This window comes from Aestuariimicrobium sp. Y1814 (genome assembly GCF_050113895.1).
Classification (GTDB): domain Bacteria; phylum Actinomycetota; class Actinomycetes; order Propionibacteriales; family Propionibacteriaceae; genus Aestuariimicrobium.
The window spans coordinates 66,235-81,209 of sequence record NZ_JBNJRW010000012.1; the positions used below are offsets into that span (position 1 = coordinate 66,235).

The 14,975-nt window shown below is 70.4% G+C and carries 7 protein-coding genes and 1 riboswitch; of the genes, 5 read left to right on the top strand and 2 right to left on the bottom strand.

Features of this window, described 5'->3' with window-relative positions; genetic code table 11:
- Positions 1-60: 60 nt before the first annotated feature.
- A complete protein-coding gene (locus ACQE3C_RS13115; RefSeq protein WP_434539630.1) occupies positions 61-1,239 on the bottom strand; it encodes a hypothetical protein in 1,179 nt (392 codons plus the stop codon).
- Positions 1,240-1,374: 135 nt separating this feature from the next.
- Positions 1,375-1,592: riboswitch (cobalamin riboswitch) on the bottom strand.
- A 131-nt stretch (positions 1,593-1,723) separates the two neighbouring features.
- Between ACQE3C_RS13115 and ACQE3C_RS13120 the strand changes: the two genes are divergently transcribed.
- From ACQE3C_RS13120 to ACQE3C_RS13130, 3 genes are all read left to right on the top strand, one after another.
- The gene (locus ACQE3C_RS13120) at positions 1,724-4,657 is read left to right on the top strand and encodes a cation-translocating P-type ATPase (protein WP_434539631.1); all 2,934 of its coding nucleotides are present in this window, start codon (positions 1,724-1,726) and stop codon (positions 4,655-4,657) included.
- Positions 4,658-4,763: 106 nt separating this feature from the next.
- A complete protein-coding gene (locus ACQE3C_RS13125; RefSeq protein WP_434539632.1) occupies positions 4,764-5,240 on the top strand; it encodes a hypothetical protein in 477 nt (158 codons plus the stop codon).
- A 64-nt stretch (positions 5,241-5,304) separates the two neighbouring features.
- Positions 5,305-11,871, top strand: a complete 6,567-nt coding sequence (locus ACQE3C_RS13130; RefSeq protein ID WP_434539633.1) for a DUF4011 domain-containing protein — start codon at positions 5,305-5,307, stop codon at positions 11,869-11,871.
- Between the two features lie 22 nt (positions 11,872-11,893).
- Here ACQE3C_RS13130 and ACQE3C_RS13135 read toward each other — a convergent pair whose 3' ends face one another.
- Positions 11,894-13,120: an MFS transporter gene (locus tag ACQE3C_RS13135; RefSeq protein ID WP_434539634.1), complete on the bottom strand. Its 1,227-nt coding sequence runs from the start codon at positions 13,118-13,120 to the stop codon at positions 11,894-11,896.
- 231 nt (positions 13,121-13,351) lie between these two features.
- Between ACQE3C_RS13135 and ACQE3C_RS13140 the strand changes: the two genes are divergently transcribed.
- Complete coding sequence (locus ACQE3C_RS13140) at positions 13,352-14,005, top strand: hypothetical protein (protein ID WP_434539635.1); 654 nt, start codon at positions 13,352-13,354, stop codon at positions 14,003-14,005.
- Positions 13,993-14,742 (top strand): hypothetical protein, encoded by a 750-nt coding sequence (locus ACQE3C_RS13145; protein ID WP_434539636.1) that lies wholly within the window; start codon positions 13,993-13,995, stop codon positions 14,740-14,742. The genes ACQE3C_RS13140 and ACQE3C_RS13145 overlap by 13 nt, the downstream gene beginning before the upstream one ends.
- Positions 14,743-14,975: the final 233 nt, after the last annotated feature.

Consider the following 14,975-nt stretch of genomic DNA (forward strand, 5'->3'; position numbering starts at 1 on the left):
CCGCCCACGACCGGCTCGGCACTGCTGCCCCCACGGCAGCAGCACAGGGGAACCCACCAGTCAGGCGGTGGCCCGCTGCCAGGGCCCGGTGACCACGCGCCCGGCACCCACCCCAGCAGCCACCCGAGCGCCGGCTGCCTGCGTGCCAACCTGCTCGGCGACCGCCCAGTCGTCCATGACGCGGACGGGGCCCGGGGCGGTCTTCAGCCCCAGGCGCCACCCGCGCAGGCAGGCGGCCACCCAGGTGGCGGTGCTGCAGTCAGCGGTCAACGTGTGGCTGATCGTCTGGTCGACCCACTTCTGGGCGCGGGCGACCACCTGCAGCACGGCGTCCACCGAAGCCACCTGCCCACCAGCGGGCTGCAGCCCCGGGCTGGTCCCGGCGGGCACCAGCCCCGGGGCGTCCGGGCTGATGCTGAGCAGGGCCGCGTTGCGCAGGCCGCCCGCCACCTTGAGCCGCAGCCGGTCCCAGTCGAGCCGGGCGGCCACCAGGCCGCGGCGCCCCTCGAGCATGTCGAGGGTGTCGATCGGCACGAGTCCCCGGCTCCACCCGGACGAGTGGACCGAGGCGAATGAGCCCCGCTCCCGGGCCAGGTCCGCCGAGGCGTCGATCGCATGCCACGAGATGAACTCGAGCAGCCGGTCGGCCAGCACCCGGGCAGCGGACGAGCCGTAGCCCAGCCCCAGGGCCTCGACCAGGTCACCGAAGCCGGCCACCCCCAGCGCCAACCGCCGGTCGGGATCGGTGACCGGGGCCAGGTCGACGCCCTCGTCCAACCGGCGGACCGCCCGTCGGACCGCCCCGGCCAGTCGGACCCACTCGACACCCACGCCGGGAGCGGCCAGGAACTGGGCCACGTTGAGCACACCGCGCCGCCCGGGTTCGGACCCCGGCACTCCCCCGCCGAGGTCACGGCCGGCGACGGCGTCCTTCCAGACCAGCGCCGTGACCCGCCCGGCGCGCAGCAGGCCCACCAGGTCGGCAAGGTGGTCCCTGGCACCGACGCGCCGGTGGGCCACTCGTCCAGCGCCGGCCAGGGCGACGTACTCCCCGTAGCGTTCAGCGAACGCGGCGCCGTCCAGCTCGGCCAGGTCAGCGGCTCGTCCGGTGTCGAACAGGCACCAGGTGCGGTCGTCGGCCACCCGTTGCATGAACTCGTCGCTGAGTCCGATGGTGCCCGGCGCACCGGGCGCCCGGTCGGTGGCGGGGTGGTGGAGTTGCCAGTCCTCGATGATCATGAATGCTGTCGTCCCTCGTGAAGCAGTCCGGATGCTTCCGCACCACCGGGGACGATCGGGTCTGGCGCCCAACGCCTGCCCACAGGCCGGCGTGACGCACGGATCCCGGGCCCTCCCACGGAGCCGCGGACCCCCACCGACGGTGGGGCGCTGGCAGGTCTTCGGACTCGTGGGCATTCGTGCTTCCTACTGCCCGTCGCTTCCCGGACCGTGTGGTCCAGTGCTTGATGACGGGGTTCGTTCCCACTTACCGCTGCGGGGCAGTCCCGGATTCCCACCGGGTTCCCTGTTGTCTCCCCCACCCGCTTCTCGTGCGATCGGCAGGTGTGGGAACCAGCTGCAGTCCCCACTGTAGCGGGCCACGGACGCGCCGGGGTGGGCGGCCGGCCGCGACGAAGTTTCCCACACTTGGTCGCTTCTCGAATGGCCCGCGTACCGTGGAAGCACAGAGCAGTTTGTCTTGCGAGCGCAGGAGCGGTGAGAGTTGACCAGCACACACCCGGCCCCCGGCACCCTCGAACCCATGACCGAGGCCCGCGGTCACGACACCGGCCCCGACGCCCGTGGTACCGACTGGACCCAGACCGAGGCCGCGGCGGCCCTGTCCCACTTCGAGGTGGACGCCGAGGCCGGGTTGTCCGACGACAAGGCCGCTGCACAACTGGCCAGCCATGGCCCCAACGAACTGGTCAGCGCCCCACCCGAACCGGGTTGGAAGAAGCTGCTGCGCCAGTTCCAGGACCCGCTGATCTACCTGCTGCTGGCCGCCATCGTGATCTCGCTGGCCGCCTGGGTCGCCGAGGGCGCCCACGGGGTGCCCGTCGACGCGATCGTGATCCTGGTCATCGTCATCGCCAACGCGGTGCTCGGTTACGTGCAGGAGTCCAGGGCCGCCGATGCGGTGGCCGCGCTGCAGAAGATGGCCCAGGTCACCAGCACCGTGGTGCGCGGCGGGCAGACCGTGCGCGTCCCGGCCGCAGAACTGGTGCCCGGCGACGTCATGCTGCTGGCCGAGGGTGACTCGGTCGGCGCCGACGCACGCCTGCTCAGCACGGCCTCCCTACAGGTCGCCGAGGCCTCACTGACCGGCGAGTCGACCGCGGTCACCAAGTCACCGGCGGTGATCGAGGGTGAGGTGCCGCTCGGCGACCGCACCAACATGGTCTTCAAGGGCACCGCGATCACCCAAGGCACGGGACGAGCGGTGGTGACGGCCACCGGCATGGACACCGAGATGGGCCACATCGCCACGATGCTCGCCCAGACCGAGCAGGAACCCACCCCGCTCAGCAAGGAAGTCGACTACATCGGCAAGACGCTGGGCATCGCGGTGATCATCATCGCCCTGGTCGTCATGGTCGCGATCTGGCTGACCAGCGGCATCTCGTCACTGCAGGACGCGGTCGACGTGCTGCTGGTCGGCGTGTCGCTGGCGGTGGCGGCGGTGCCGGAAGGGCTGCCGGCGATCCTGTCGGTGGTGCTGTCGATCGGCGTGCAGGCGATGAGCAAGCGCAACGCCATCGTGAAGAACCTGTCCTCGGTCGAGACCCTCGGCTCGGCCTCGGTGATCGCCTCCGACAAGACCGGCACCCTCACCCGCAACGAGATGACCATGGTCAAGGTGCGTTCCCGCTCCGGCGAGACCCAGGTCACCGGCGTCGGGTACGCCCCCGACGGCAAGGTGTTGGTGGACGACACCCCCCTGCTCGAGACCGATCCCGAACTCGACCTGCGTGAGGAGGACATTGTCGTCCTCTCGGGCGGGACGCTGGCCTCCGACGCCGAGATCCAACAGGACGAGGACGGCAACTGGCAGGTCATCGGCGACCCGACCGAGGCGGCCTTCGTGGTCGCCGAGCGGAAGGCCGGCCTGACCGAACGGCGCCAGGAACGCTTCCAGCGGATGGGTGAGGTGCCGTTCACCAGCGAACGCAAGATGATGTCGGTGGTCGTGGACGACTACGACTACCCCCTGCCCGGCCGCGAGGGCACCCCCGTGCTGATCGCCAAGGGCGCACCGGACGTGCTGCTGGCCAAGTGCACCCACTTCCGGGAGGGCCTCGAGGTCCGCCCGCTGACCCAGGAGAACATCGACGGGGTCAACGCCGACGTGGCGTCCATGTCGCAGCAGGCGCTGCGCACGCTGGCGGTGGCCTACCGCGAGCTCGACGCCGAGGAGTACGCCCGCTACACCCTGCCCGACGGAAGCTTCGACTCCGAGGCCGGCCTGGAACTGGAACGCGACCTGATCTTCGTGGGCACCGTCGGCATCATCGACCCGCCCCGTTCGGAGGCCGCCGAGGCGATCGCCGAGGCGCGCCGCGCCGGGATCCGCGTGGTGATGATCACCGGTGACCACCCCGACACCGCGCTGCGGATCGCCCAGGACCTCGGCCTGGCCGGCCCCGACGACCGGACCCTGTCCGGCCCGGAACTGGACAAGCTCAGCCCCGAGCAACTGCGCGCCGAGGTCGAGGAGGTCTCGGTCTTCGCGCGGGTCGCCCCCGAACACAAGCTGCAGATCATCCAGGCCTTCCAGGACAACGGCCAGATCATCTCGATGACCGGTGACGGCGTCAACGACGCCCCGGCGTTGAAGAAGGCCGACATCGGCGTGGCCATGGGCATCACCGGCACCGAGGTCTCCAAGGAGGCCGCGTCGATGATCCTCACCGATGACAACTTCGCCACCATCGTCGCGGCGGTCCGGCAGGGGCGGGTGATCTTCGACAACATCCGCAAGTTCCTGCGCTACCTGCTCTCGTCCAACATGGGTGAGGTCTGCACCATGTTCTTCGGGGTGATCTTCGCCGGTGTGCTCGGGCTGACGGGTCACGGCGAGGCGATGGTGGTGCCGCTGTTGGCCACCCAGATCCTGTGGATCAACCTGGTCACCGACTCGGCCCCGGCGCTGGCGATGGGTGTTGACCCCGATACCGATGACGTGATGGCCAAGAAGCCCCGCAAACCCACCGAGCGGGTGGTCAACGGGCAGATGTGGTCGGGGATCATCCAGATCGGCCTGGTGATGGCGATCGTCACCCTTGCCGCGCTCGACATCTTCCTGCCCGGCGGCCTGGTCGAGGGCAGCGGGACGGTCGAACTGGCCCGCACCGCAGCCTTCACTACCCTGGTGTTCGCCCAGTTGTTCAACGCGTTCAACTCCCGTTCGGAGCACACCTCGGCGTTCCACAAGATGTTCACCAACAAGTGGCTGTGGGCGGCTGTCGCGTTCGGCCTGGTCACCCAGGTGCTGGTGGTGCACGTGCCGTTCCTGCAGTCGGCCTTCGACACCACGGCGCTGTCGCTGGGCCAGTGGCTGACCTGTTTCGCGCTGGCGTCCGGGGTGCTCTGGTACGACGAACTGCGCAAGATCATCATCCGCGCCGGCATGAAGCGCCGCGGCGAACTGGTCTGAGTGCGCGGGCCGGTCGTCCGTTTGGCGGACGAGCTGTCCACCGGCTGGTCGTCCACCGGGGGGCTCGTGCCGCGGTGGTGACCCGCCCGGCTGGGAGGATGGTGGTGTGACCCCTTGCATCGCCCGACTCCCCTTGCGCCGCTGGTTGGCGGTCGTGGTGCCGGCCCCGGTGGCCGCGGTCCTGGTTGCGCTGGGTGTGCGCGCCGAATTGGACACCCGTTTCGTGGAGCCGGGCACCGCCGACCTGGTTGCTGCCCTGGTGGGCGTGCTGCTGCTGGGGGTCGCTGCGTTGATGGTGCGCAGCTGGGTGGTGCGCGCCGAGGTGGACGACCAGGAACTGCGCATCGTCCGCCCGCTGCGCCCGACGCTGCACTTCGGGTTGGCCGACCATCGCTTCGAGATGACCTTCCGCCACGACGATGACGAGAACGACATCTCCTCCTCCGACCTGCACGTGGTCGGCCTGGACGGCAGCCGGCAGGAGTTCATGCTCCACTTCGGCAAGAGTACTGACGGTGACTTCTTCACCGAACTGGTGGCCCGCAAGCGCGCGGTGGACCTGGCGACCTCGCCGCTGGTGTGAGCCCGCCGACCGGGAGCGGGGCGGCTCGCAGGTCGTGTCAGGGGTCGGTGCAAGAATGACCAGCATGACCGACAAGGTGGTCGAGCTGACCGACAAGGAACGCCAGGTTCGTGGCCTGGATGCCCTCGGGCGGGCACTCGCCCCACTGGTCGAGCAGCGGATGAGCGCCTTGCATGGCGCTGACTGGGTGCGCCTCCACGAGGCTGACGAGACCGAGCGCCGTGGCGTGGCCCACCGTTTCGACCCGACCGACCCGCGGGCGCTGCTGCGCCTGCTGCGCCACCAGCGGTTCCACGGGGTGGACGCCGGGGTGAGGGCCCACCTCGACGAACTCATCGAGGCCGGCAACCGGGCCGCCCACACCACCAGCATCAGCCGCGCCGAGGCGGACCGCGCCCTCGAGACGATGCTGCTGGTCGCCGAGGCCCTCGACCTGGTCGAGGTCCGCGACGAGTTGACCGAGCTGCTGGCCGCCGCCACGCCCGGCAACCGTGGCCCCGAGACACCCGCGCCACCGCCGCCACCGCAGGCGCCGGTGGACGAGCAGAGTTCGGTCACCTCGAACCAGGCCGGCGCCGCCGACGGCCTCGCGACGTTGCTGGTCACCACCGGCGACCTGCTCGTCGAGGTCACCCACCTGACCACGATCAACTACGCGCTGGTGCACAACTCGGTCTCCCCCATCCGTTCGGTGACGCTCACCAACACCTCAGGGCGGACGATGGAGTCGGTGCGCCTGGAGTTGGCACTGGACTCACCCCTGCCCGAGCACCCGGTGGGGGCCCCGCTGGTCATCACCGTCAACAGCCTCGGCCCGCGCGAGGTCATCGATGTCGCCTCGAGCCGGCTCGAGTGGCGACTGTCCAGCGCCCCGTTCCTGGCCTTCACCGAGGCCGTGGGCACCACGCTGCACCTGAGGGTCACAACCGAAGGTGCCGACAGTGCCCCGCTCGGTAGCGACAGCGCCGGGGTGCGGCTGCTGGCCTTCGACGAGTGGTTCGCACGGGGCATCCCCGAGCTGGTGGCGGCGTTCGTCCGACCCAACGACCCCGCCATCGCCACCCTGGTCGACAAGGCCTGCGACCTGCTCGACCAGCGCACCGGGTCACCGTCGCTGCAGGGCTACCAGGCCGGGCCCGAGCGGGTGCACCAGATCGCCGAGGCGATCTATGACGCCCTGGCCGGTGTCGGGGTGCGCTACCTGGAGCCGCCGCCGTCATTCGAGACCACCGGGCAGCGGATCCGGTCGCATTCGGTGGTGCTCGGTGAACGGATGGGCACCTGCCTGGACCTGACCTGCCTCTACGCGGCGGCGCTGGAATATGCCGGGCTGCACCCGGTGGTCGTGGTGGTCGAGGGCCATGCGTTCACCGGGTTCCTGACCGACGACAACCAGTTGCCGTTGGTGGCCGTGGACCGCGCCTCGACGATCTCGACCCTGGTCGGCACCCCGCTGTTCGACGCGGTCGAGACCACCGCTGCGACCGCCGGGAACACCGTCAGCTACGACGAGGCCCGTGGGCTGGTGCATCAGTGGTGGTACCCCGCCCCCGACAAGGTGCGATACCTGGTCGATGTGCACCGGGCCCACCGGCTGGTGCGCCCGTTGCCGAACGTGCGCACTGAGGGCGAGGTGACCATCGTCGAGGTGCTGCAGGGTCCGATGACCGCCCCCGAACGGCGGGGGTCGTCGTCCACGCCGTCGACCGAGCCGGGTGGCGCTGCTGAACCCCAGGCCCCGCCGCGGGTGCAGGCCTGGCAGCGTGAACTGCTCGACATGAGCTACAACAACCCGCTGCTGCGGCTGCGCAAGGCCTCCAGCCTGCAGTTGCACGTCCCGGCGGGGTCGCTGGGGGCCTTCGAGGACGAGATCGCCTCCGGGCAGCGGTTCCACCTGATGCCTGAGGACTCCCTCGCCGACCTGCACCAGGCCCAGGGTGCGGCCCATGCCGGTGAGGTCGACCCCGAGGTGCTGCGGCGGGTGCTGCTCGAGGAACAGGTCGTCCATGTCGCTGCGACGACGACCGCCCACCAGAAGCAACTGACCAGCCTGCTGCGCCGGGCCCGGCTCAGCCAGGAAGAGACCGGCGCCAACAACCTCTACCTGACCCTGGGCACCCTGCTGTGGGACGAGCGCGGCAAGGCGGGGCGGGCGCCGCTGCTGCTGGTGCCGGTCAAGCTCACCGCCGGGCGCGGCAACCGCACGTTCAAACTCGACCACGACACCACCCGCGACATGCAGCCGAACTACTGCCTGGTCGAGAAACTGCGACTGATGCGGGGCGTCGACCTGCCGATGCTGGTCACCCCGTTCACCGACGACAGCGGGGTCGACGTCGACGCGGTGCTGGCGCGGTTGCGGATGGAACTGCTGGCCCAGGGGCTCAGCGAGTTCCAGGTCGAAGAGAGCGCCCACCTGAGCCTGGTGCAGTTCTCCACCCTGGAAATGTGGCGTGACCTGCGGCAAAGCTGGCCGGTGTTCATGGAGCGGCCCGTGGTCAAGCACCTGGTCGACACCCCGGGGCTGCCGTTTCTCGACGGCATCGACCCGCCGGCGTACGACCCTGCCGCCGAGGCCACCACCTACCTGCCGATCCCCGCTGACGGTTCCCAGATCGAGGCGGTGCGCTGGGCTGCGGCCGGCAAGTCGTTCATCCTGGAGGGACCGCCGGGCACCGGCAAGTCGCAAACCATCACCAACCTGGTCGCCCACCTGCTCTCGGCGGGCCAGCGGGTGCTGTTCGTCGCCGAGAAGCAGGCCGCGCTCGACGTGGTGAAGCGGCGTCTGGACGAGGTGGGGCTGGGCACGTTCAGCCTTGACCTGCACGGCCGCACCCAGACGGTGGGCGCGGTGCGTGAGCAGCTCAGCAGCGCCTTCGAGGCGGTCGCCCAGCCCTCCCCCACCTGGGAGCCGCTGCGGGCGACCCACCGCAACCGGGTCGAGTCGCTGTCGCACTACCCCGCGCAGTTGCACGAGTTGGGGCCGGTGGACCTGTCGGCCTGGTCGGCGCGGCAGATCCTGCTGGAGCTGACCGAGAGCAGTGACGTGGTGCCGCTGCCGACCCCACGCCAGGTGGTCAGCGGGCAGGTGCCGCTGGCCGAGCTCTACGAGGTCGCGCAGACCCTGGGCGATGCGCTCAGCGCGCTGGGCAGGTCTCCGGCCGCGGTGCCGTGGCGGCTGGCCGGCCCGGTGGACCCGGCCACCCTCGACCGGCCGCGGGTGACGGCGGCCCTGGAGGCCATGTGGCGCGCCGAGGCCGCCGTGACGGACCCGGTGCTGCGTGAGCTGGTGCGGCGTGCGTTCAGCCCGGCCCAGTTCGCTGCGGCCGCCCGCTGGGTCGAGACCGTCCACCGCGGCGGGGCGCATTCACCGCAGGAGGCGCGCCGGCTGGCCGGTGACCAGTGGCTCGCGCGGGCGCAAGCCGACCGTGCGGCAGTTGAGCGGTTCCGCGAGGATCACGCGGCGGCGCTGGGACCGTTCCAGCCCTCGGTGCTCACCCTCGACCTGGGCGGGCTGCAGCACCGCTCGATGCTGGCCGAGGCCAAGTGGTTCGGCAAGAAGAAGGCCCGCCTGGCGATCATCGCCGACCTGGCCGCCCACCTTCGTCCGGGTGCCTCGTTGGAGCACCGTGACCTGGCGCCCGCGCTGCAGCGGCTGGTCGGCCTGCAGGGCAGCGTCGCCCAGGTGCGCGCGCAGGTCTCGCAGTTGCCCGGATTGGCGCTGCACCCCGGCTGGAACCCGTTGGACGACCGGGACACCGCCGACCACCACGCCCAGGTGGGGGCGTGGGTCGCGGCCCGCGACCTGGACCGGGAGCTGGCCGAGGACCCCGAGCTGGACCGGGTCGCCCCACAGTTGTTGCAGTCACCTCCACAGCAACCGGGGACGGCACTCGATGAGTTGGGCTCGGCGTGGGCGCAACTCACCCAGGCCCTGGGCAGCACCCCTGACGACCTACGTTTCTGGGCCTCCGGACGCAGCCGCGAACAGGCGCTGGCCGCCGACGGACCCGCGTGGAAGGCCGATGCCGACCAGGGTTCCTTCATCCAGCTCGGACGCTGGCTGCGGGTGCGCCACAGCTTGGGCCGGATCACTGACTGGGGCCTGGTGGCCATTGACCCGCCGGTCCGCAGCGGTGAACTGCGTGGGCCCGACGTGGCGACCACCGTCCGCATCGGAGTCGCGGCGGCAGCACTCGGGGAACGTCTGGAGTCCACCGGCCTGATCGGTTTCGACCCGCAGGAACGAGCGCGGATGACCGCGGCGTTCCTGGGCTCCGGCAGTGAAACCCGTAGTCGGATGGTGCACGAACTGCCGGCCAGGATCATCGGTGGGCGCAGCTTCGACCCGCTGCAGCGGGTGGGCATGGTCGCCGACCTGCGCCAGCAGTTGGGGCGGCGCCGTGGTGGGATGTCGATCCGCCAGATGATGACGAACTTCGGGGAGGTGATCACCCAGGTCACGCCGTGCTTCCTGATGAGCCCCAGTTCGGTGGCGCGGTTCCTGCCGCCGGACTCGGTCGACTTCGACGTGGTGGTCTTCGACGAGGCCTCCCAGATCAGGGTGCCCGATGCGATCGGGGCGATGGGCCGGGGTCGCAGCGTGATCATCGTGGGTGATTCCCAACAGATGCCACCGTCATCGATGTTTGCGGCCAGCCGCGGCTCCGAGGACGACGAGTTCAGCGAGGACGATGACCTGCCGGTGCCGGCCGACATGGACTCGATCCTCACCGAGGGCGTCGAGTCGCGGCTGCCGAGCCTGCTGCTGAGTTGGCACTACCGGTCCCGCGACGAGTCACTGATCGCCTTCTCCAACCGCACCTACTACCAGAACAGGCTGTCCAGCTTCCCCACCCCACCCGAGGCCGGGTCGGGCTCGGCGGTCTCCCTGCGCAACGTCGGTGGCAGCTGGGAGGGCGGGCGCGCGGGCGCGAACCGCGTCAACCGGGCCGAGGCCGATGCCATCGTCGCCGAGGTGGGCGAACTGCTCGCCGCCGATGCGGGCCGCACGATCGGTGTGGTCACCTTCAACACCCAGCAGCGTGACCTGGTCACTGACCTGCTCGAGGGCCTGGCCGAGTCGGACCCGCTGGTCGCGGCAGCCCTGCAACGTGAGGACGAACCGCTGTTCGTGAAGAACCTCGAGAACGTGCAGGGTGACGAACGTGACGTGATCCTGTTCAGCCTGGCGTTCGCGAAGAACCACCGCGGACGGGTGCCACTGAACTGGGGCCCATTGACGAGGTCGGGCGGTGAGAAGCGACTCAATGTCGCCATCACCCGCGCCAAGCAGCAGGTCATCGTGTTCAGTTCCTTCGAGCCGCACGAGCTGGACCTGAGCGGGTCGACCTCACTCGGCCTGGCCCACCTGAAGGACTACCTGCAGGCCGCCAAGTCGGGCGACGAGACCGCCGCGGTGCAGTCCCGGGCACCGATGCGTGACCGTCACCTGGAGCAGATCGCCGCTCGGCTGCGGGCGGCCGGGCTGCAAGTGCGGGAACGGGTGGGCCTGTCGGACTTCGCGGTCGACCTGGCGGTGCGGCTGGAGGATCGTCCGTGGTTGGCGGTGCTGTTGGACGGCCCGGCGTGGGCCGCGCGGTTGTCCGTCGGTGACCGGGACGGCCTGCCCCGCACGGTGCTGACCGGGTCGATGGGCTGGGCCGAGGTGTTCCGCTTGTGGCTGCCCGCCTGGGTGCGTGACCCGGACCAGGAGGTGGCCCAGATCGTCGAACGGGCGAGCCTGCTCACCCATGAGGCGGTTCCGGACTCGGCTGCGGCTGGGGGTGGGGGCTCGGCGTCGGTGTTCCAACGCCCGGACGCGGGGGCTGCCGGTGGAGTGGGCCCGGTGCTGCCGGACGAGGGGTCTGCTGACGACCGAGGTGCTGAGGGCGGGGCTGCTGTCCTGAGGTCTGTCGCCGACGGGTCCGGGGACGATGCGGCCGCGGGGTTGGCGGCGACCGCCGCGGTGACCGGGGCCGGGATGGTCGGCTCCGGGGAGCCGGGCGGGGTCGCCCCTGGCCAAGCCGGGGGTCCGGCTCCGGCCGGGGCGCCGGCCCGGGCTGCGAACGAATACCGCCCAGCCCACGAGGAGGTGGTCGGCCCGAGCAGCGTGCTGGACCTGCGCTCGCAGCGGGCACGCGACGAGGTGGTCGTCCAACTGGCCGATGTCACCGCAACCGAGGGACCGATCCTGCTCGACCGGTTGCTGAAGGTCGTCAGCCTCCGGTTCGGGTTGGCCCGGTTGGTGGCGACCCGGCGGCAGTCGTTGGCCGGGCTCGTCCCGCATGCCCGCCTCACTGAAGAACCCAACGGTGACGTGGTCGTCTGGCCACCGGAGATCGACCCCAGCACGTACTCGGGGTACCGGGTGCCGGTGTCAGGCTCGCGTGATGTCGACCAGGTGCCCTACCCGGAACTGGCGTCCGCGCTGATGGGCGTCGTCCAGGGCGCCCACGCCGTCCAGGCCGAGGACGCGCTGCGCGAAACACTGCGGGAGTTCGGCGGCACCCGGCTCACCCCGAAGGTCCGTGAGCGCCTCGACGAGGTGCTGCAGTGCCTGCTGCAGCAGGGGCGGCTGGAGGATCGTGACGGGTTGCTCCGCGTGGCCGAGACCCCGGGGTCTCCCTGAGCCGCGCCTGAGCGGGTGGGCTCTAGCGGCGGCGCCCCACGGCCATGTTGGCCAGCCCGGCGATCACGACCAGGGTCGCCGCGACGGTGGGCAGCCACATCGCCACTGCGGAGCCATGGGCCTGCCCGATCGCGCCGGTCACGGCGGAGGCGAGGGACTGCCCCACGATCACCCCGGATCCCAGCATGGTCATGGCGGTGGCCGAGCGTCCCTTGGGGCTGAGTCGTACGCCGATGCCGAACAGGGTGACCAGGGTGGGTCCGACGCCGCAGCCGGCAACCAGCAGGGCGACCACGATCCACGTCAGGTTCAGCCCGGCCAGGGCGTAGCCGATCACGCCGAGCAGCATGACCGCCGCGAAGCTGATCCAGCGGGCAGCCAGGGTGAAGTTGGCCGGCAGCCAGATCACCCCGATCGCGAAGATCGCCGAGCCCAGCCCCATCGCGCCGTAGACGATGCCGGCCGACTCGGACGAGCCGAGGTCACCCATCGCCGAGGTGAGTGAGGTGAGCGTAGCCCCGAAGAACAAGCCCACCCCGAAAGTGCCGAGCACCGCCAGCAACAACCCGGGGGCCAGCAGCTCACGGGCCGGGGCCACTTCGGCGCGCGCTTCGTCGTGGCGGGTACCGGCCGGTGCACTGGGGTGCAGCGCGAAGGCCCCAACGAACACCACCGACAGGACCGCCGCCAGCACCAGCGGAGCGGCGGGGTGGATCAGGGCAGCCACCAGGCCGACCAGCACCGGGCCAATCACGAAGTTGATCTCGTCGGCCATCGACTCATAGGCCATCGCCCCGTTGAGGGCACGCTCCCGGAATTCGCGCGGGGCTCGGGAGAGGATGAGGTTGCCGAGCCGGGTGCGCGACATCGGGCCGACCTGCGGGGAGAAGGCGCCGATCGCCAGTGCCGTGGCCAGGATCGCCACGTCCGGCAGGGGGCTGTAGGCCACCCAGGCCAGCAGTGCCAGCAGGGCTCCGCTGGCGATTGCCGAGGTGATCAGGACGGGACGCTGCCCGAACCGGTCGGCCGCAGCCCCGATCAGCGGCCCGAACAGCGCGGTGCCGATGCCGACGGCGGCGGACGCGGCCCCACCGAGGGCGAGCGAGTCACGCGCGGCCACCACGAGGGTCAGGTTGCCGACGACCATCATCGCGTAGGGCAGCCGGGCCATGAACGCGATGGGGAAGAACGCCCAGCCGATGGCAGAGACCACGCCTGCGCGCGGTGGACGTTCACTGGTCTGGGTCACCGCGACAGACTAGACCACCCATCCCCGCGGATGCGCCAGTTCCTGCCTGGAATCGCCTGCGGCAGGGATGGAACGGGGCAGGAAGTTGCGCATCCGCATGATTTCAGAGGTGTCTCGGAGGACGAATGCCGCCCGGCCGGGCTGCGCCCCGGGTGCCCCCGTCGTCCGGAGTTGTCCACAGATTTCCGGAGCGGCCTTCGGAATGGCCCACCGGCGGGCGAGGATGAACGCATGCGACACCATCCCCTCACGCGCGCCGCTGCCGGCCTGGCAGTGGTGGTGGCGTTGTCCGGCTGCCAGGGCGGCGACGTGGCGAACACCCCTGCGCCATCGATCTCCCCGATCCTGCCGACCGCTGTCACCACAACCCCCACCCCGGACGAGCCGTCTGCGACACCTTCCGTGATGCCGACATCCTCGTCCCCGCTGATAACCAGCCGACCCACCACGTCGGCCGACCTGGAGACCCTCGCCGCCGAAGCCGAACAGCTCTACATCGAGTACAAGACCCTCCGCCTGAAATACGAAGCCGAAGGTGGCATCGATGGCCCCCTCCCCGAAGACCTCAAGAAGTACGTGGCGGGATTCGAGTCGCAGAGCGCCGAGGCCGTCCTGAAGGACGCCCACCAAGCTGGGAGCCATCTCGAACTCACCGAGAACCTGCGCTTCGTCCGTCTGGGAACCTTCATGGACAATCTGGAACCCGAGTCGCTCATCGGCCTCAGGATGTGCGATGACGGCAGCAAGGTCGTCCACGTCTCAGCCGACGGCACGCGACGGCCCGCGGCGATCCTGCGCCACTGGAGCGAGTTCGCTCGTGGCCCTGAAGGCACGCTCCAAGTGATCTACAGCGAGGTCGAGCGGGTGTCATCATGCGACGCCTGATCCTTGTTCTGGCCCTTGTCGGCCTGATGCTCGCCAACAGCGTTGTGCAGGTCGCCCACGCTAAGGGGTCATGTGGTGGCGCCACCCATGACAGCTCGGTCTCGGCGGGGTGCTCCATCGGAGGCAACACCAAGCACATCGACACCGGACAGACACCCACCAGCAAGCCGGTCACCGCGAAGCCCTGCCTGACACCCGGCGGCCAACCGATCCCCTGTTCGTTGCCGTTCACCACGTCCAACCCGGTCACACCGGCACCGACGGTGGACGTCCAGGCTGTTGCCCGGTCCGCGGCCCTGTCCCTGGAGCTGCCATTGCCCACGCCGATCATCGGACCCGACCCCGCTCGCAACCAGTGGAACATGATCCCGGTCGGCTTCCCGCTCTGGGTCTGGACCGAGCACCCCCGTCAGCTCGGCGCGAGCACCACCGAGCAGGGCATCACCATCACCATGACCGCCACGGCAGGGCCCACGTCCGTCAACTTCGGCGACGGCACCACCATCACCTGCCACACGATGACCCGCCGGCCACAGATCCTCAACCCGGCAGCCCAGCACTCGCCCGACTGCGGCCACGTCTACCAGGACAAGTCCCACTACACCATCACGGCCACCACCCCCTGGACCGTGCAGTGGCACGCCCTCGGCCAGACCGGGACCCTCACCCTGACCACCACAGCCAGCACCACGCTCCGGGTCGGCGAACTCACCGCCGTCCTCGTCCCCAACCCCTGATCCGCGACCCCAACCCCCGATCCCCACCGCCAACCCCGCGGATGCGCAAGTTCCTGCCAGGAATACTCGCTGGCAGTGAAGGAACGGGGACGAAACCTGCGCAAACTCGGGGTTGGGGCCACCGAGGGGCGGGGGCGTCCCAGTGGGGCAGCCGGGACCAACCCCCACCACCGGCAGGAAGACCAACCCCCACCGGGCAGGGGGACCAGCCGCTCGGTCGGAGCCGAGCAAAG

Bases quoted from the DNA above. Each gene is read 5' to 3' on its own strand.
- ACQE3C_RS13140 (WP_434539635.1), top strand. From the start codon at position 13,352: ATGCGACACCATCCCCTCACGCGCGCCGCTGCCGGCCTGGCAGTGGTG.
- ACQE3C_RS13115 (WP_434539630.1), bottom strand. From the start codon at position 1,239: ATGATCATCGAGGACTGGCAACTCCACCACCCCGCCACCGACCGGGCG.
- ACQE3C_RS13145 (WP_434539636.1), top strand. From the start codon at position 13,993: ATGCGACGCCTGATCCTTGTTCTGGCCCTTGTCGGCCTGATGCTCGCC.
- ACQE3C_RS13130 (WP_434539633.1), top strand. From the start codon at position 5,305: ATGACCGACAAGGTGGTCGAGCTGACCGACAAGGAACGCCAGGTTCGT.